Here is a 17,971-nt window from a genome sequence, read left to right as displayed (position 1 = left end):
GATCGAAATCGTTCATTTTGCGTCGTCATCCTCGTCGGGCCAATCGGACAGCATTTGCTCAAGCTGTGCCAGTTCGCTTGCATCTACCAGCTTACTGCCAGCGAACATATTCACCGGCAGCGGCGTATCAAGCTCCATGATGCGGGTACCGAAATCGTGCGCGTACGCAGCCAGCGTCTCGACCTTGTCGAGCAGCGCCTCATATACCTGCACGCCATGGCGCACATGCTGCGCGACCATCTGCTTTTCCATCATGCGTTCCACGGTCTTGCGCGTGGAAGAAAATGACCATGCCAGTTCATCCTCGACCGCCTCGTGGATTTCACGCGCACTCAAAGGCGCTTGGCGCCACAAGGCTTTCAGTACGCAGAGTTCGGGAGTCGATGGAATGGCCATGGTGGAAAAGAATCTTGTGACGAATGGCGAGAGTATGTGACAACTGTCACAATGTCGTCAAGGGTTTGATTGTTGACTCAGTCAACAAATAATCCTAGACTGGTTCCATGAATAATCCAATCCTGAATGACCGCATTGCGGCAGTCCGCTCGTTCAACCGTTTTTTCACGCGCCAGATTGGCGTGCTGCGTGAGGGCCTGCTGCATAGCGCCTTCACTCTGACCGAGACGCGCGTGCTTTACGAACTTGCCCACCATGGTGAGCAAGCCTCGAGCGCATTGTGCCGGGACCTTGGGCTGGACCGCGGCTACCTTAGCCGCATCGTGTCCAAATTTGAGAATGACGGATTACTGAAGAAAGTACCGTCCGCCACCGACGGCCGCTCCAAGAGCCTGCAACTGACGGCGCATGGACGCGAAGTGTATGAACCTCTCGACCGTTCTTCGCGTGAAGAGGTGGGGGAGATGCTTTCACGCCTTGGCGAAGCAGATCAACTTCGTTTGCTTGATGCGATGGCGACGATACGCGAATTGATCGGGAAGCAGGCCGGGATGAAATTCGCGCAGCCTTTCGTCCTGCGTAAACACGGCGAAGGCGACATGGCGTGGATTACCCGGCGCCATGGTGCGTTCTACTGCGAGCAATTGGGCTGGGATCGCAGCTTCGAAGCGCTGGTTGCGCAGATCTGCGCCGATTTCGAGCGCGATTTCGATCCGGCGCTGGAACGGTGCTGGATCGCTGAAATGGGCGGCGAGCGGGTTGGTTCGATCGCGGTTGCCAAGAGCGGGGAAGAGGGCGTTGCCAAGCTTCGTCTCCTCCTGGTGGAAGACCGCGCGAGAGGTTGTGGCCTTGGTTCCAGCCTGGTCGACGAATGCCATCGCTTCGCGCGTGCTGCGGGCTACCGCAAAATGCAGCTGTGGACCACGAATCTGCAGACGGAAGCGCGGAAGATCTATCAGAGCAAAGGTTACGCACTTGTGGCCAGTGAGCCAGTCCACGCATTCGGCAAGGATATGGTCAATGAGACCTGGATGCTTGACCTGAACTAACCGTTGCGATGTTAATATCTTTACCATGAATGCAAAGACATTAACTCTTATCAAAAAGGTGGCGGCCATTCTGTTGCTGGTCTGTTTTGTGCTGCCGCTTTCCCGCTGCACGACCAAAGCAGAAATCGGCGCCGAAAACGCGGTGAAGGAAACCCATTTGTATGCCTATGAACTGGCGGGTGCAGCGTGGAACGACGTCAAGGCAAACGAAGCTGGTGGGCTTTCCGCTTTGTTCGCTGTTCTCAACGTATTCTTTGTGCCGGCCATTTGCCTGGCGCTTAAAGACAGGCTCCAGGCAGCCATCTGCTTCTTCGCCTCTTTTGTCTCGGCTTATTTTCTGTATTGCTGGGTATTCGTGTTCTCGACCCGGGCGGAGATCGGCGGCATCATCGCCACCGGCTGTTGGATGCTACTTTTCGGTATCAGCTGCGTAACGCTGTGGAGGCTATACCGCCGCGGCAGTTTATTCAAATGGGTACACAAGGGTTAAGCATGGGCGCGAAGACTTGGCTGATGATGTATGCCGAAGGCGACCCGGCAGAAATCCTGCGTTCGGGACCGAAGCTCGACCGGGAAGCCAGCGCAGCGATGGTGCGGCAGCTATTCCCCACAGACCGCTATATCGCGGCGGAAGATGAGAGCCTGGCCAACGCCTGCCCACGTGACGGCAAGGTGCTGGCAGCCTGCTTCCCCGGCCTTACGATCATCGCGGCTGGCGAACTAGCGATCGATTATCCCACGCAGACCGACAAGCGTTTCCTCGAATTTGCGCAAGGCCGTATGGTCTACATGCACTTGATGCATAGCGTGGTGGACTGGTTTGCATACGGGGTATGGAAGGATGGGGGGTGGCTGCGCTCACTGAGCGTATCGCCTGAAAGCGGCGTCATTCAAGACCTCGGAGCGCGGCGCGCGTTCGAGACGCCCTTCTGGAATGGCGAGCGCCCCGCTGTCGATCCGGAAGAGGACACTGACGAATACCCGCTGCCCTTCCATCCGCTCGAAATGGGGGAGGCCGCGCTGGGCGAATTGTTTGGCTACCAGCTGGAAGGCTACAACGAAGGGGAAATGCTGGACCCCGACACAATCCCACTCATGGCTTTCACGAAAAAGCCATGGTGGAAGCTCTTTTAGAGCATGGTGCCGTCAAGTGCGTGGCGAACGATGGCGCCGTCTTCGCCGATGGAGATCCAGCCGCCGCGTGGAGGCGAGGATTCCGGTTCCCAGTCCGGCAGCACGTAGCGGCGGGTGCCGTCTACCTCATGCAGTGCAGGGCGGTGGGTATGGCCGTGGATCATGATGGACGTGCCGGTTTCCTTGAACACGTCGGCGATCGCCTCCGGTGTCACATCCATGATTTCGTAGGACTTTTCGGCGTGGCCCGCCTTGCTCTGCTCGCGCATGCCGGCAGCGATCTGCTTGCGCTGCTCCAGCGGCAGGGACAGAAGCTGCTGCTGCCATGCCGGGTTGCGCGCCTGCGCGCGGAAGGCCATGTATTTCACGTCTTTGGTGCACTGGGCATCGCCATGGAGCAGCACGATGCGCTGGCCGTAGGCGTCGATCACCCAGGTTTCCGGCAGCAGGGTCATGCCCGCTGCGGCGGCGAATTGTTCGCCGACCAGGAAGTCGCGGTTGCCCGCGATCCAGAACAACTGCACGCCCGCGTCGCTGACGCGGCGCAGGGCGGACAGGATCTGCTGGTTGAAGGGCTCCGACATGGCGTCGTCGCCCAACCAATATTCAAAGATATCGCCCAGCAGGTAGAGCTGCTTTGCGCCCAGCGCATATTCGTCGAGGAAGCGCAGGAACGCTTCCGTCAGCACCGGCCGCGCCGGTTGCAAATGCAGGTCTGATACGAAAAGGATCAATTTAGGCCGCTACGATCGATTCGATGATGACGTCTTCCGCTGGAACGTCAGCGAACATGCCGGAACGGGTGGTCTTCACGCCCTTGATCGCGTCCACGACTTCGGTGCCCTGGGTGACTTTGCCGAATACGGCGTAGCCCCAGCCGTCCTGGCCTGGGTAGTCCAGGAAGGAGTTGTTCTTCACGTTGATGAAGAACTGGGCCGATGCGGAGTGAGGAGCCGAGGTGCGTGCCATGGCCAGGGTGTATGGCTCGTTTTTCAGGCCGTTCTTGGCTTCGTTTTCCACGGTCTTGTCGGCTGGCTTCTGCTTCATGCCTGGCTCGAAACCGCCGCCCTGGATCATGAAACCATCGATCACGCGGTGGAAGATCGTGTTGTTGTAGTGGCCAGCGTTCACGTAGTGCAGGAAATTCTCGACGGTCTTAGGCGCCTTCTCTGCGTCCAGCTCGGCAACGATGGTGCCTTTGTTGGTGGTAATGGTGATGGTGGTCATCTTGTTGTCCTTTTGTGTTTCTAAAAAAGCGTTATTTTACAGGTTCCGGCTGCTGGGCAGGAGCGGGCTCCTGTACCGGGGCTGGTTCGGGAGCAGGTGCGGGCTCCACGACAGGGGCTGGCGGTACCGGCTCCGGCACCACGATGCGCTTCTTGAGCACCGTGGCCGATTTGATCACAACCGGATGAACGGGCACGTTCTGGAAGCCAGGCTTGTCGTCCACCAGCAGTACTTTGATCTTGTCGACGGTCTCCTTGCCCTGGATGACCTTACCGAACACGGTGTAGCCATGGCCCTTGGCGTTCGGATAATCGAGGCCGATGTTGTCCACCACGTTGATGAACCATTGCGACTGGGCGGAGTCCGGATTGTCCATGCGCGCCATGGCGAGGGAGTAGGCCACGTTGGACAGGCCGTTCTTTTCTTCGCTCTTGATGGTCGGGCGCAGCGGCTGTTTGGATTTCAGGTCGACCGTATAGCCGCCGCCCTGCACCATGAAGCCATTGATCACGCGGTGGAAAATGGTGTCCTTATAGAAGTCGCTTTTTACATAGGCCAGGAAGTTGGCGGTGGAGATCGGCGCCTTTTCCTGGTTCAGCTCTACGATGATCTCGCCCAGGTTGGTCTTGATCGATACTTGCGGGTTCTCGGCAGCGGCTGCGGCACCGGCAATCAGCAGGCCGGCGAGCAGGGCGGTCCATTTCTTCTGCATTCTGGTTTCCTTTTTTTCAGTGCTATACTTCGGCAGACGTTCCATTCTAACAAAATAGAACTATAACAAAGGGTAGACAAATCCCCTGTAACAATGCCGAGCTTTTGGTGCGACGCCCCAGGTGTTTCGCACCCGAGCCCCGTTTACTTCTAGTCCGATGAGCAATTTAAAGATTTACAACACGCTGGCGCGCGAAAAGCAGTCGTTCAAACCCATTGATGCGGGCAAGGTCCGGATGTATGTCTGTGGCATGACCGTCTACGACTACTGCCACGTGGGCCACGGCCGCATGTTGATGGCGTTCGACGTCATCTACCGCTGGCTGAAGGCATCGGGCTACGACGTGCGCTACGCGCGCAATATCACGGACATCGACGACAAGATCATCAAGCGCGCGGTCGAGAACAATGAAACGATCGGCCAACTGACCGGCCGCTTCATCAAATATATGGAAGAGGATTGCGCCGCCCTAGGCATCCTCGAGCCGACCGACGTGCCGAAAGCGACCCAGTACGTGCCGCAAATGCTGGGCATTATCGAGAAGCTGGAAGCCAAGGACCTGGCCTACAAGGCCGCCGACGGCGACGTTAACTACGCCGTGCGCCAGTTCGAAGGCTACGGCAAGCTGTCCGGCAAATCGCTGGACGACCTGCGCGCCGGCGAGCGCGTGGACGTCAACACCGGCAAGCGCGATCCGCTCGACTTCGTGCTGTGGAAGTCCGCCAAGGAATCCGAGCCGGAAGAAGTGAAGTGGGATTCCAAGTGGGGTAAGGGCCGCCCTGGCTGGCACATCGAGTGCTCCGCCATGTCCTGCGCTTTGCTGGGCGAGACCTTCGACATTCACGGCGGCGGCGCGGACCTGCAATTCCCGCACCACGAAAACGAAATCGCCCAGTCGGAAGGCGCATCCGGCAAGACTCTGGCCAATTACTGGATCCACAACGGCTTTGTGCGCGTGGACGGCGAGAAGATGTCCAAGTCGCTGGGCAATTTCTTCACCATCCGCGAAGTGCTGAAGCAGTTCGACGCCGAAGTCGTGCGCTTCTTCATCCTGCGCGCCCACTACCGTAGCCCATTGAACTACTCGGACGTGCACCTGGACGATGCGCGCGGCGCGCTGAACCGCCTGTACACCGCACTGGATGGCGTGGAAGGCGACGGCCAGCCGCTGGACTGGAATGAAGACAACGCCAAGCGCTTCGCCGAAGCGATGGATGACGATTTCAACACCCCTATCGCCGTCTCGGTCTTGTTCGACCTGGCATCCGAAATCAACAAGACCAAGTCGCCGGTCGCCGTGCGCCAGCTGAAAGGCCTGGCCGCCGTCCTGGGCCTGCTGGAACGCAGCCCCGAGGAATACCGCAAGGCCGCCCCGCAAGGCGCAGCAGGCGAGGGCATGGATGAAGCGGCAATCGAAGCCGCCATCGCCACCCGCGCCGCAGCCAAGAAATCGCGCGACTTCGCCACCGCCGACAAGGTCCGCGCCGACTTGCTGGCAGCCGGCATCGTCCTCGAAGACAAGCCTGACGGCACCACGAACTGGCGCCGCGCGTAATGGTCCTAACCAGGGAAAACGGGGAAATGGCCCCGGTGCCACCGTATTGGGAAGAAGCCAAGGCAGAGCTCATGAAGCGCGACCGCATCATGAACCGCCTGATTCCCCAATTCGGCGACCTGCACCTGGTCGGCCACGACGACCCGTTCATCACCCTGGCACGCGCCATCGTCAACCAGCAGGTCACGACCCAGGTCGCCAATGCGGCGTGGGCCAAGCTGCTGGAGACCTGCCCAAAATTCACCCCGGCCGCGGTGCAAAAAGCCGGCGCCCCCGCTTTGGCGGGCTGCGGCCTGTCCAAACGCAAGGCCGAATACATCCTGGATCTGGCCGACCATTTCAAAAACAAGAAGGTCCACGCCGCCCAATGGGCGCAGATGGACGACGAAGCAGTCATTTCCGAACTGGTTCAGATCCGCGGCATTACTCGCTGGACAGCGGAGATGTTTTTGATATTTAATCTGCTCCGACCCAACGTGCTGCCGCTTGACGACAGCCGGCTGATCAGTGGGATCAGCCAGAATTATTTTTCCGGGGAACCCGTGTCGCGCAGCGATGCGCGCGAGGTTTCGGCCAACTGGGAACCCTTCCGGACGGTCGCCACCTGGTATTTATGGCGTAGCCTGGATCCGGTTCCGGTAAAATAGCGCAAAATCTCATCGGCACCGCCAAAAGCAAGGTTGTCGATGAAGCAAAAAACACCTTGGAGGTACAATGATTAAAACGACTTTCCTCAATTTTGAGCAACCTATCGCGGAACTGGATTCCAAGATTGAAGAGCTGCGTTTCGTACAAGACGACTCGGCCGTCGACATTTCCGAAGAAATCGACCGCCTGGCCAAGAAGAGCCAACAGCTGACCAAAGATATTTACGCCAAGTTGACTCCTTGGCAAGTTTCCCAAATCGCCCGCCACCCACAACGTCCATACACTATGGACTACGTGAACGAAATCTTCACCGACTTCCACGAACTGCACGGCGACCGCGCCTACGCGGACGACCAGTCCATCGTCGGCGGCTTTGCCCGTTTCAACGGCCAGCCATGCATGGTGATCGGCCACCAGAAGGGCCGCGACACCAAAGAGCGCGCCATGCGCAACTTCGGCATGCCGAAGCCGGAAGGCTACCGCAAGGCCATGCGCCTGATGAAGCTGGCCGAAAAGTTCAACCTGCCTATCTTCACCTTCGTTGACACCCCGGGTGCATTCCCTGGCATCGACGCGGAAGAGCGCGGCCAGTCGGAAGCGATCGGCCACAATCTGTACGTGATGGCGGAACTGAAAGTGCCGCTGATCGCCACCATCATCGGCGAAGGCGGCTCCGGCGGCGCACTGGCGATTGCCGTGGGCGACTCCGTGCTGATGCTGCAATACGCAACTTATTCGGTGATTTCGCCTGAAGGCTGCGCATCGATCCTGTGGAAGACTTCCGAGCGCGCATCCGATGCGGCTGAAGCACTGGGCCTGACGGCGCACCGCCTGAAGGCGATGGGCCTGGTCGACAAGATCATCAATGAACCGCTGGGCGGCGCCCACCGCGATCCAAAGGAAATGGCCAAGATGCTGAAGCGCGCGCTGGCTGATTCGCTGCGCCAGTTCCAGGGCGTGAAGACCAAGGACCTGCTGGCTGCCCGTCACGAAAAGCTGATGAGCTACGGCAAGTTCAAAGAGACCACTGCTTCCGAATAAATAGAACCCGGTAAACCTGGGTCAGACCCAAGGGACTCGGCGTCCCCGTCAGACCCTCATCACGCGGCCGCCGCCGGTCGGGTCAGACCCTTGGGTCTGACCCTGATCTACCGGGTTTAAGAACGTATGCGCGCCCAAGAAATCCTCCAGCACTCCCTCGTCCAGCTCCCGCCCGGCCCGATCGCCATCGCCTACAGCGGAGGCCTCGACAGCACCGCCTTGCTGCACCTCGCAGCCGAAAGCGGCCGCAAGCTCTACGCCTTCCACATCCACCACGGCCTGAGCCCCAACGCCGACGCCTGGGAGTCCCACTGCCGTAAAGAGTGCGAACGCAAAGGCATCACCTTCGCCGCCCGCCGCGTCATCCTGGACAGCCGCAGCGAAGCGTCCGCCCGCAAAGCCCGCTACGCCGCCCTCGGCGAGCTATGCATCGAGCACAAAGTACACCTGCTCCTGACCGCCCACCACCTGGACGACCAGGCCGAAACCATCCTGCTGCAGCTGCTGCGCGGCGCCGGCCCCGCCGGGATGTCCGGCATGGACGCCTTCAACCGCGCCCCAACGCTGCTCGGCACCCCGGACGTGCTGCTGGCGCGCCCGCTGCTGCAAGCCAGCCGCGCCGACCTCGAAGCATACGTGCGCGAAAACGCCATCGCCCACATCGAAGACGAATCCAACGCCGACACCCGCTACGCCCGCAACGCCCTGCGCCACGACGTGATGCCGCGCCTGGCCGAAGCCTTCCCCGGTTACCAGGAACGCTTCGCCCGCAGCGCGCGCCACGCCCAATCCGCCCAGCGCCTGCTGACCGAGCAAGCCGCCGAAGACCTGCGCGCCTGCATTGCGCCCGCCGGCACCGATCCCCGGGCCGCGGCAACGGTTGGCGCAGGCGCCGATCCGGCAGCCAGCCTCGATCTCGCACGCGTACGCACCCTGAGCGCCGACCGCGTTTCCAACCTCCTGCGCCACTGGTTCGCCGAACGCGGCATCCGCCTGCCATCCGCCAGCTGGCTGGCCGAAATGCAGGAGCAGGCCCTGACGGCCCGCGACGATGCCAACCTCAAAGTCACGCACCCCGACTGCGAGGTGCGCCGCCACCGCGACCGCCTCTACCTCGTGCCGCGCAAGCCCGAAGCCGACGCCGAGCAGCAAAAGCATTTCCGCTGGAACGGGGAGGGCAGTATCGACTTCCCCGAATTCGGCGGCACGCTGCACTTTGAACTGGCGCCGCTAGGCCTCGACCCCGACTGGCTGCGCCAGCAAATGCTCACGATCGAGCTGCGCAAAGGTGGCGAAAAGCTCAAGCCCGCACGCAACCGCCCCACGCGCACCCTCAAGCAGCATTACCAGACCCTTGGCATCCCGGCCTGGGAGCGCGAGCGCCTGCCGATGGTATCCATCCCCGGCCATATTCTCTATGCAGCCGGTGTCGGCATGGATTGTCATAAATTGAGCTCCAGTCCAGAGCATCGTTTGGTGTTTCGCTGGGAAACCAAATAATTTTTGCCGACACCTGTCTAGACATATGAACTTATGCCAAATAGGTATGAGGGTATGAACTTTTTGACTTGAGATTTTGCATCGCAGCATGTAGAGTAAAGGGCTCCCTTTATCACATCAATGCGGAAATCAGCATGGCTTTAATCGTTCACAAATACGGCGGTACGTCGATGGGCTCGACGGAACGCATCAAGAACGTCGCGCGTCGCGTCGCCAAATGGCACGATGCGGGACACCAGATCGTAGTGGTACCGTCGGCAATGTCCGGCGAGACCAACCGACTGATTGCCCTGGCCAAGGAAATCCAGAACCCGCCAGACCCACGTGAACTGGACATGATCGCCTCCACCGGCGAACAAGTCTCCGTGGGCCTGCTGTCGATGGCGCTGCAAGCCATTGGCAAGGACGCCATTTCCTACACCGGCTGGCAAGTAGCGATTAAGACCGACTCCGCCTTCACCAAAGCCCGCATCCAGTCGATCGAAGACGGCCGCGTGCGCGAAGACCTGGAGAAGGGCCGCATCGTGATCATCACCGGCTTCCAGGGCGTGGACGAGAACGACAACATCGCCACCCTGGGTCGCGGCGGTTCCGACACTTCGGCCGTGGCGATCGCCGCCGCGCTGAAGGCTGACGAATGCCTGATCTACACCGACGTCGACGGCGTCTACACCACCGACCCGCGCGTGGTTTCCGAAGCCCGCCGCCTGAAAGCGATCACGTTTGAAGAAATGCTGGAACTGGCTTCGCTGGGCTCCAAAGTGCTGCAAACCCGCTCGGTGGAATTCGCCGGCAACTACCGCGTACCGACCCGCGTGCTGTCCTCGCTGACCGATCCGCTGATGGATCTGCAAGAAGAAGCCACTTCGGGCACCCTGATTTCGTTTGAGGAAGACCAAAACATGGAACAAGCAGTCATCTCCGGCATCGCCTTCAACCGCGACGAAGCCAAAATCACCGTACTGGGCGTGCCAGACCGTCCAGGCGTAGCATTCCACATCCTGGGCCCGATCGCCGACGCCAACGTTGAAGTCGACATGATCATCCAGAACCAGGCCGTCGACGGCAAGACCGACTTCACCTTCACCGTGTCGCGCAACGACTACCAGAAGGCGCTGGACGTGCTGCACAACGAGAAGGGCGAGATTGGCCACCACACCCTGGTGGGCGACGCCAAAGTGTCGAAGATTTCGGTGGTCGGCGTAGGCATGCGTTCGCACGTGGGCGTCGCATCGAAGATGTTCCAGACCCTGGCCGACGAAGGCATCAACATCATGATGATCTCCACCTCCGAGATCAAGATTTCCGTCCTGATCGACGAGAAATACATGGAGCTGGCCGTGCGCGCGCTACACAAAGCGTTCGAACTGGAAAAAGAGTAAATATTTCCTAAAAAAACTGCTGGATTGCCTTGACCAAGGTAGGAACGGTCATTAATATAGCGGTCGCGTTGACGCAGTAACAGATCAACGAGGAGACGTGGCCGAGTGGCCGAAGGCACTTCCCTGCTAAGGAAGCATACGGGCAAAACCTGTATCGTGGGTTCGAATCCCACCGTCTCCGCCAGATTCAAGCAAACAGCCCCGACTAGTTCGGGGCTTTTTGTTTTCCAGCGGCCAACAGTCGGTGCCAGGTCTGTCATTTGGACAGGCAGCGCGCACTTTTGATTTTTCTCAATGCACTTTCTTCAGACTCTCAAACTGGGCAATCGCCCGACTGACCGTCTTTACGGAGACCCCGGCATGTTGGGCAATTTCTGGCATTGAGTAAGCCAAGGACGAATAGGCGCGAGCCATAGCTTCCTTCGGATTGCGATACTCAGAAAAGTAATCCTTCAACGGGCGTGCAACGGCACGCCGTTGGGCCCTCACGACTTCCAACGGATTCCCATCGATGGGCTGCCCGATAATACTTGCCTGAAAAATTTCGTCGCCCAAAATAAGGTGGTTTGATACGTTCGCAAGTGGACTTTTGCCTCCTAGTCCTGCCAAAACGAACTGTTGATAAGCATCCATGGCCGAGCTTCGGTCGCCTCCAAACTGGGCCAATATTTCATCGGAACGAAGCCAGATAGGTGAGTCCACCAAGCCCATTTTTGCGGCATAACTGCTCCAGGGCCAATCGACTGGGTGCGCGACGATTTTGGCGCGCACAGGGTTGAGCTCGATGTATCGCGAAAGCTCATGTTGATACAGTTCGGTCTGACAAAGAATTGCTTTGTAGCGCCCTTGGAACACATGTCCAACTAAGCCATGGGTGCGGTTGAAATATCGTGAATATTTTCCATTGAGATGGCACATGCCCCGTCCGAGCTCCCCATTTGCGGTTTCAAGCAAGATGTGGAAGTGATTGGTCATTTGGCAGTACGAGCGAACGGAGAAGTTGAAGCGCTCGCAGGTTTCGCCAAGTAGCGAGAGCCAAGTGAGTCGGTCATTGTCAGAGCGAAATATCTTGTCCTGCCTATCGCCGCGTGCCGTGATGTGATAGAGCGAATTATCTAGTTCAATACGCAGAGGTCGATTCATGGCTCGAGTGTATTTCGAATGAACTCGGGCATAATTGCGATGACGCAATCTGCGATGGAATGTTTGAAGTTTTTGAAGTGATTTTGAGAAATCTCAATGGTGCGTGCTTTCTGTCCAAATGACAGACCTGCACTGGTTCCGCTTCCAATAGCCTGGAGCGGGTCTCACAGCTGAGTGTTGGATTCTGCAATTAACGTGGTAAATGATCATGCTGGGGTATTGTCGAAAGAGGAAAGACGAATAATTCGCGAGATCTCTGGATTTAGTGTTTCAGATAGTCGTCGAACTGGCATAAATCTCGATACCGGCGTTTTTCATCTTCGATCCAGCTATATACTTAATGGGACGACAGTTTGGCTAGCTTCGGTAATAGGGCATGACTCTTTTCACATGGAGCAAAGAAGATTGGGTTATTTTTATAACGAGTTGTCCGCTCCAGCAATGGAAGGGGAGGCGAATAAGTTTCAAATTAATGTTGGCAAAAAGTTTGGATTGACGCAGCATCAAATTGACTATCTGAAGAGCGATACTCATACTCTGTATAATACTCATGAATACTGATAGGGAGAAAGTGTGGAGCGCATAACTATTTTTTGCCGTCGCCGAGATTCCGGCGGCTGTATACTCGCTTTCTTGTTCGGTATTGTTTTGATGCTAGGTTTTGTAAAGCATTCATGTGCCAGGAACGACGTTGGACAGGGTATCACTGAATCAGGAAATTCTCCATTAAAGATATCTTTGAATATTTTATCTCGGCAGTACAATCTTCATGATGATATCGATTTGCAAATAACGTTGCAGAATGTGTCGTCTGCAGATATCTATTTTCCGGCAAAGGGGGATTTTTCAAATGAGATAAACGTAATTCTTAGAGAACATAGCAGTGGTCGCAAGATTGATTCAAATTTCGTAGCCAGCTTATCTCCTCCCCCAGCATCGGCTAAGGATTTCGTAAAGATTGGTCCACGCAAATATTTGGATGAAAAAATTAGTATTTCTTTGAGGGATTACGAATTACACCTTGGGCAGAAATATGACCTGATAGTGGAGTATCGAAGCTCACTTCCAAAGCGGATGGGCCTCGGTTTAAACGTATATAGTTCTGAAATGCCGGCGTTAGTCTCGGCGCCGGTTCTGATAACAATCATAGGGAATTGAAGAGAAAGAGCTAATAGTTTCGCGCCTGTTTTCGGAAGGTGACAATGTCACCCTGACACGGTTGGCCGTCTGCGCCAATTTCCGAGCGGTCAACTGCGTCATACCGCGAGCGCTCCAAAGAAGCGAATTGCGGTAGCCTTCTTATGCAAGCTAGGAGGTCGCACGGCGTTTCAGTTTCGGGGCTTTTTTTGGGGCTCCTCATGGGCTGCGGTGCACGGGCATCTTGTGAATTCAACGGGTTAGCTATCGTGTTCAAATCCCACCGTCCCGCCAGATTTATCTCCTGGTCGTTCCATAAGAGTCAACGAAGCCGCGGTGACCGAGAATGGCGGCGGCTTTTTTGTCTATCCACCCCAACCGCCAGCAAGTGCTTTGTAGACTAGGACCAAAGAGCTGGCCGCACCTGCCTGCGCCTGCGCTAACCGGTCGCGCGCGGAAAGCAGTTCGCGCTCGGCATCGAGTACGACTAGGAAATCGGTAGAGCCGACGGCAAACCTCTCCCGCGCGATGTGAGCTGCCTGCTCCGATGCGACGACTGCGTCGTAAAGCAAGGCGGCTTGCTGTTGTGATTTGGTGTAGTTGACGAACGCGCCTTCAGTCTCTTCGAGGGCAGCCAGCACCGCGCGTTCGTAATTCACTGCTGCCGCCTCGGCGCGGGCGTCCGAGGCGGCGATATTGGCCCGGATCCGGCCGAAGTCGAGCAGGTTCCACGCGAGTTGCGCGCCCAGGTTATACGCGTAGGACGAGCCTTTTCCAATATCGCCAATATGTGAGGCGTTTTGGCCAAGGGTTCCACCCAAGGTAATGGTTGGGAACCAGGCGCTGCGTGCTACGCCTGCGTTGGCCGAGGCTGCGGCAAGTTGGGCTTCAGCGACTTGCACGTCCGGGCGGCGCCGGAGCAGGTTTTCCGGCGTGCCGATGCCGCCAAGATTGTAGGACTTGAGACCGGGCAGGGCGCGCGCTTGCTTCAGTTCATCATCCAGTCCAGTTGGTGGAAGTCCGCAGAGCACGGCCAGGCGATAGCGTACCCTGGCCAAGGCAGATTCGAAGGCAGGGACGGAAGCGGCAGTTGAATTGACCAGGGCTCGGGCACGCTCTGTATCAAGGGCTGTGCCGCGGCCAACGCCTTCGCGCGCTTCGACCAGTTGCAGGGCCGCGCGCTGCGTCTCCAGCGATGCCACCGCGACGCGCAATTGTTCCTGCAGCCCACGCAAATTGAAGTAGTTGCGTGCGACTTCGGCGGCGACGCTGAGCTGGGCTGCTCGATAGCCCGCTTCGCCTGCCAATACGCCGGCCTGGGCAGCACGCCGAGCATCGCTCAGGCGTCCGAAGACATCCACTTCCCACAACACATCCAGCCCTACGGAATAGGCGTTATTCGTCTTTGGAACGCCATTACCGTCCTTTGCGCGGATGCGCGCAGCACCGGCGCCGAGGTTCACCGTCGGCCACAGGTCAGCATCCGCGAGGCGTTCTACGGCACGGGATTCTGCAAGATTAGCCGCCGCGGTTCGCACGTCGGTGTTTGCCTTCAAGGCCCGTTGAATGAGGGACGATAGCTGGTCGTCTTCAAATCGCTGCCAGAACTCCGCTACCGGTTCGTCATTGGCAGTTTGTTCGGGGGCGTTGACGAAGCTGGCCTGCGCAGGCGGCTGGTAGCGCGCGACTTGCGGGGCGTGTGAGCACGCCGCAAGTGCCAGCGTTGCGGCGAGTGAGAGGGTGCGTTTCATGATTTCCCCTTTGGCGGCACTTCGGCGTCGTCGACGCCGGCGTGGAAGGGATGAGCGGCTGCATCAACCGCACGGCGCACTTCGGCCGCATGTTCACGGCGCTTCTCGGTGCTCTTGCGTACCATGCTGTAGAACAGTGGCGTGAGGAAGATGCCGAAGAACGTCACGCCAACCATGCCTGAGAAGACGGCAATCCCCATCGCCCGACGCATTTCGCTGCCTGCACCACTTCCCAGGATAAGCGGAATGACCCCGGCGCAGAAGGCGATGGACGTCATCAGGATAGGTCGCAGGCGCAAATGGCAGGCCTCGAGCACCGCCTCAAGCATCGGCTTGCCACGCTCTTCGAGCTCCTTGGCAAATTCAACGATCAGGATGGCGTTCTTGCACGCCAGGCCGACCAGCACCACGAGCGCGACCTGCGTAAATATATTCAGGTCCCCGGTCTGCTTGAACGGCGGCCAGTGTGACAGCCAGACTCCGAACAATGCGCACAAAATACACATCGGAACGATAAGGATAATCGCCAGCGGCAAACTCCAGCTTTCGTACTGCGCTGTCAGTACCAGCACGACCAGCACGACAGATACGAGCAGCACCGCAGCCAATGTCGGTATCTTGGCCCCGACGCCGGGCAATGTGATGTCGCGCGTCAATCGGTCCTGGTAGGTAAGGTCAGTCCATTCAAAGCCCATGCCTCGCGGCAGGCCTTTAACCAGCTTTTCAATCTCGGCCTCCGCCTGGCCGCTGGAGAATCCGGGCTTCGGCGCACCATTGATATCAGCGGCGGGGAAGCCGTTATAGCGCGTCACACGGGTCGGTCCGAAGGTGGGTTTGATTTGCATCAGGGCGCCGAGCTGCACCATCTGTCCGGCATCGTTGCGCGTTTCAAGCCGAGCGATATTGTCGGCATTGGCGCGATAGGGAGCATCCGCCTGCACCACCACCTGATAGGTCTTTCCAAAACGCGTAAAGTCGTTCACATACAGCGAGCCGAGGTTGATTTGCAGCGTATCGTAAATGGACTGCAAGGGCACACCCATCTGCTTTGCCTTGGTGCGATCGACATCGGCAAAGAGCTGCGGAACGTTGATGTCGTATGTGGAGTAGGGCGTCGCGATGGTCGATTTCTGATTGCCGTAGATTGGCCCAAGGATGCCCCATACGCTGCCGTATAGCGCTTGTTCGCCCTGGCTTGTGCGGTCCTGCACCATCACCTTGAAGCCGCCGGCAGCGCCCAGGCCGTCGACAGCAGGTGGCGGCACCACGAAAATCCGGGCCCCTTGTATCTGCTGCATGGCCCCGTTCACCTTCTGCAAAATGCCGTCCTTCGACAGCGCTGCAGTCGTTCTTTCCTCAAACGGCTTCAGGCCCAGGAAGACGATGCCTTCGTTTGGTGCGGCAGAAAAGCCGGCAATTGACAGGCCCGGGAATCCAATGGAGTTCTCGATGCCCGGCACTTTGCGCGCGATATCGCTCATGTCCCGGATCACCTTTTCCGTGCGGTCCAGGGTGGCGCCGGCGGGGAGCTGGGCGACGCCAATCAGGTACTGCTTGTCAGGCGAAGGCACGAAACCGCTTGGAATCGCACCAAACATCAGGGCAGTCAGGGCCAGCAAAACGCCATAAACGATCAGCGCCGCGGTCTTGCGCTTCAAGATACCGTCGACCCCCCGGCTGTACCTCTTGCTTTGGCGCTGGAAGAAGCAGTTAAACCAATGGAAGAAGCGGCCGAACAGCTTATCCATCCAGATCATCACGGTGTCTTTTGGCGCATCGTGCGGGCGCAGGAGGAGTGCCGCCAAAGCCGGTGACAAGGTCAGGGAGTTGATGGCCGAAATCACCGTGGAAATGGCGATGGTGACGGCGAACTGTCGATAGAACTGGCCGGAGAGGCCAGGCACAAAAGTCAATGGGATGAACACTGCGCATAACACCAGCGCAATCGCCACAATCGGGCCGCTAACCTCGCTCATGGCTTGATGTGTCGCCGCATGCGGCGTCAGGCCGTCTGCGATATTACGTTCGACGTTTTCCACCACCACGATTGCATCGTCGACCACAATACCAATTGCCAGCACCAGGCCGAACAAGGTCAGTGTATTGATCGAATAGCCCAGCAAAAGCAGCAGCCCGAATGTGCCCACAATGGAAACAGGAACTGCCAGCAGTGGAATCACCGAGGCGCGCCAGGTCTGGAGGAAGATGATCACCACCAGCACCACCAGCAACACCGCTTCAATCAGGGTATGCACCACCTTCTCAATGGAAGTCTGTACAAACCGTGTCGGGTCGTAGACGATGTCGAAATCGACGCCCTGTGGGAAGTCACGCTTCAGCCGTGCCATCGTCGACCGGACATTCTCGGACAGGGCCAGTGCATTGGAGCCTGGCGACTGGAAGATACCGATTGCCACTGCGTCCTTATTGTTCAACAGGCTGCGCAAGGCAAAAGTACTGGCACTCATCTCGACCCGGGCTACGTCCTTGAGCCGGACGAGAGCTCCGGTACGCGTGTCGCTGCGGACGATGATGTTCGCGAAGTCCTCCTCCTTATTGAGCCGGCCTTGCGCGTTCACTGCCAGCTGGAATTCGGTATTGTTGACCGCTGGCGGGGAACCGACCACGCCAGCCGCCACCTGGGCGTTCTGCTCACGGATCGACTGGATAACATCCCCGGCAGTCATGCTGCGCGCGGCCAGTTTTTGCGGATCGATCCAGATGCGCATCGCATAATCTCCACCGCCGAAGAACAGCACGGTACCCATGCCGGGAATACGCAGCAGCTCATCCCGTACATACAGGTTCCCGTAATTTCGCAGGTATAGCGTGTCGTGGCTGTTGTCCGGGCTGACCATGTGCACCACCATGGTCAGGCTCGATGACTGCTTCTCGGTGGTGACGCCGATCTGGCGCACGATGTCGGGCAAGCGGGGAAGGGCGCGATTGATCCTGTTCTGTACCGCTGTTTCGGCCTGTTCCGGCACGGTCCCAATCTTGAACGTGACGGTGATGCTCAAGCTGCCGTCAGCGGTAGCCTGGCTCTGGAAATACAGCACGTTTTCCAGACCGTTGATCTGTTCTTCAAGCGGCGCTGCAACCGTCTCCGAGATGACACGCGGATTCGCGCCGGGGAACTGCGCGCGCACCACAATCTGGGGCGGCGCCACTTCCGGATATTCGGAAATCGGCAATTGGAAGATTGCCAGCAAGCCCGTCAGGAAAATGAAAATTGAAATGACGGTCGCAAGGCGAGGGTGCTCGATAAAGTGCTTGGAGAAGTCCATGGCTCCTCC

General features: G+C 58.1%; 16 protein-coding genes and 1 tRNA gene. 10 read left to right on the top strand and 7 right to left on the bottom strand.

Going from position 1 to position 17,971, the window contains the following annotated elements; translation table 11 throughout:
- Positions 1-12: 12 nt before the first annotated feature.
- A complete protein-coding gene (locus GM658_RS24605) occupies positions 13-396 on the bottom strand; it encodes a BlaI/MecI/CopY family transcriptional regulator (protein WP_155456708.1) in 384 nt (127 codons plus the stop codon).
- Between the two features lie 107 nt (positions 397-503).
- On the opposite strand from GM658_RS24605, the gene GM658_RS24600 reads away from it, so the two are divergent.
- The 3 genes from GM658_RS24600 to GM658_RS24590 are packed head-to-tail and all read left to right on the top strand — an operon-like array spanning position 504 to position 2,579.
- Positions 504-1,445, top strand: a complete 942-nt coding sequence (locus tag GM658_RS24600) for a bifunctional helix-turn-helix transcriptional regulator/GNAT family N-acetyltransferase (RefSeq protein ID WP_155456707.1) — start codon at positions 504-506, stop codon at positions 1,443-1,445.
- A 25-nt stretch (positions 1,446-1,470) separates the two neighbouring features.
- Positions 1,471-1,935 carry a hypothetical protein gene (locus GM658_RS24595; protein WP_155456706.1) on the top strand — a complete coding sequence of 155 codons (465 nt, stop codon included), beginning with the start codon at positions 1,471-1,473 and terminating at the stop codon, positions 1,933-1,935.
- 2 nt (positions 1,936-1,937) lie between these two features.
- The gene (locus GM658_RS24590; RefSeq protein WP_155456705.1) at positions 1,938-2,579 is read left to right on the top strand and encodes a DUF6928 family protein; all 642 of its coding nucleotides are present in this window, start codon (positions 1,938-1,940) and stop codon (positions 2,577-2,579) included.
- Here GM658_RS24590 and GM658_RS24585 read toward each other — a convergent pair.
- Genes GM658_RS24585 through GM658_RS24575 form a run of 3 tightly spaced genes read right to left on the bottom strand, consistent with a single transcriptional unit; the run spans position 2,576 to position 4,518 of the window.
- The gene (locus GM658_RS24585) at positions 2,576-3,313 is read right to left on the bottom strand and encodes a UDP-2,3-diacylglucosamine diphosphatase (protein ID WP_155456704.1); all 738 of its coding nucleotides are present in this window, start codon (positions 3,311-3,313) and stop codon (positions 2,576-2,578) included. The genes GM658_RS24590 and GM658_RS24585 overlap by 4 nt on opposite strands.
- A gap of 1 nt (position 3,314) precedes the next feature.
- Positions 3,315-3,806, bottom strand: a complete 492-nt coding sequence (locus tag GM658_RS24580; RefSeq protein ID WP_155456703.1) for a peptidylprolyl isomerase — start codon at positions 3,804-3,806, stop codon at positions 3,315-3,317.
- A gap of 31 nt (positions 3,807-3,837) precedes the next feature.
- Positions 3,838-4,518 (bottom strand): peptidylprolyl isomerase, encoded by a 681-nt coding sequence (locus tag GM658_RS24575; protein ID WP_229417053.1) that lies wholly within the window; start codon positions 4,516-4,518, stop codon positions 3,838-3,840.
- Between the two features lie 157 nt (positions 4,519-4,675).
- Between GM658_RS24575 and cysS the strand changes: the two genes are divergently transcribed.
- From cysS to GM658_RS24545, 6 genes are all read left to right on the top strand, one after another.
- Positions 4,676-6,073 carry a cysteine--tRNA ligase gene (cysS, locus tag GM658_RS24570; RefSeq protein ID WP_155456701.1) on the top strand — a complete coding sequence of 466 codons (1,398 nt, stop codon included), beginning with the start codon at positions 4,676-4,678 and terminating at the stop codon, positions 6,071-6,073.
- 71 nt (positions 6,074-6,144) lie between these two features.
- A complete protein-coding gene (locus GM658_RS24565; RefSeq protein WP_371865258.1) occupies positions 6,145-6,720 on the top strand; it encodes a DNA-3-methyladenine glycosylase family protein in 576 nt (191 codons plus the stop codon).
- A gap of 67 nt (positions 6,721-6,787) precedes the next feature.
- Positions 6,788-7,762 (top strand): acetyl-CoA carboxylase carboxyltransferase subunit alpha, encoded by a 975-nt coding sequence (locus GM658_RS24560; protein WP_155456699.1) that lies wholly within the window; start codon positions 6,788-6,790, stop codon positions 7,760-7,762.
- 126 nt (positions 7,763-7,888) lie between these two features.
- The gene (gene tilS / locus GM658_RS24555) at positions 7,889-9,262 is read left to right on the top strand and encodes a tRNA lysidine(34) synthetase TilS (protein ID WP_155456698.1); all 1,374 of its coding nucleotides are present in this window, start codon (positions 7,889-7,891) and stop codon (positions 9,260-9,262) included.
- 134 nt (positions 9,263-9,396) lie between these two features.
- Entirely contained in the window at positions 9,397-10,644 is a 1,248-nt protein-coding gene (locus GM658_RS24550; protein WP_155456697.1) for an aspartate kinase, read from the top strand.
- A gap of 91 nt (positions 10,645-10,735) precedes the next feature.
- Positions 10,736-10,828: transfer RNA gene (locus tag GM658_RS24545), tRNA-Ser, on the top strand.
- A gap of 107 nt (positions 10,829-10,935) precedes the next feature.
- On the opposite strand, the gene GM658_RS24540 is transcribed toward GM658_RS24545, so the two are convergent.
- Positions 10,936-11,787 carry a transposase gene (locus tag GM658_RS24540; RefSeq protein WP_155456696.1) on the bottom strand — a complete coding sequence of 284 codons (852 nt, stop codon included), beginning with the start codon at positions 11,785-11,787 and terminating at the stop codon, positions 10,936-10,938.
- Positions 11,788-12,360: 573 nt separating this feature from the next.
- Between GM658_RS24540 and GM658_RS24535 the strand changes: the two genes are divergently transcribed.
- On the top strand, positions 12,361-12,945 hold the full coding sequence (locus GM658_RS24535) for a hypothetical protein (RefSeq protein ID WP_155456695.1): 585 nt from the start codon (positions 12,361-12,363) through the stop codon (positions 12,943-12,945).
- A gap of 344 nt (positions 12,946-13,289) precedes the next feature.
- On the opposite strand, the gene GM658_RS24530 is transcribed toward GM658_RS24535, so the two are convergent.
- Complete coding sequence (locus tag GM658_RS24530) at positions 13,290-14,675, bottom strand: TolC family protein (RefSeq protein ID WP_155456694.1); 1,386 nt, start codon at positions 14,673-14,675, stop codon at positions 13,290-13,292.
- Positions 14,672-17,962, bottom strand: coding sequence for an efflux RND transporter permease subunit (locus GM658_RS24525; protein ID WP_155456693.1), 3,291 nt, complete (start codon positions 17,960-17,962; stop codon positions 14,672-14,674). The genes GM658_RS24530 and GM658_RS24525 overlap by 4 nt, the downstream gene beginning before the upstream one ends.
- Between the last annotated feature and the right edge of the window lie 9 nt (positions 17,963-17,971).

The organism is Massilia eburnea, from assembly GCF_009720745.1.
Taxonomy (GTDB): domain Bacteria; phylum Pseudomonadota; class Gammaproteobacteria; order Burkholderiales; family Burkholderiaceae_D; genus Rugamonas; species Rugamonas eburnea.
Note: the sequence above shows the minus strand (reverse complement) of the source record. Positions and strands in the feature narration are given on the sequence as shown.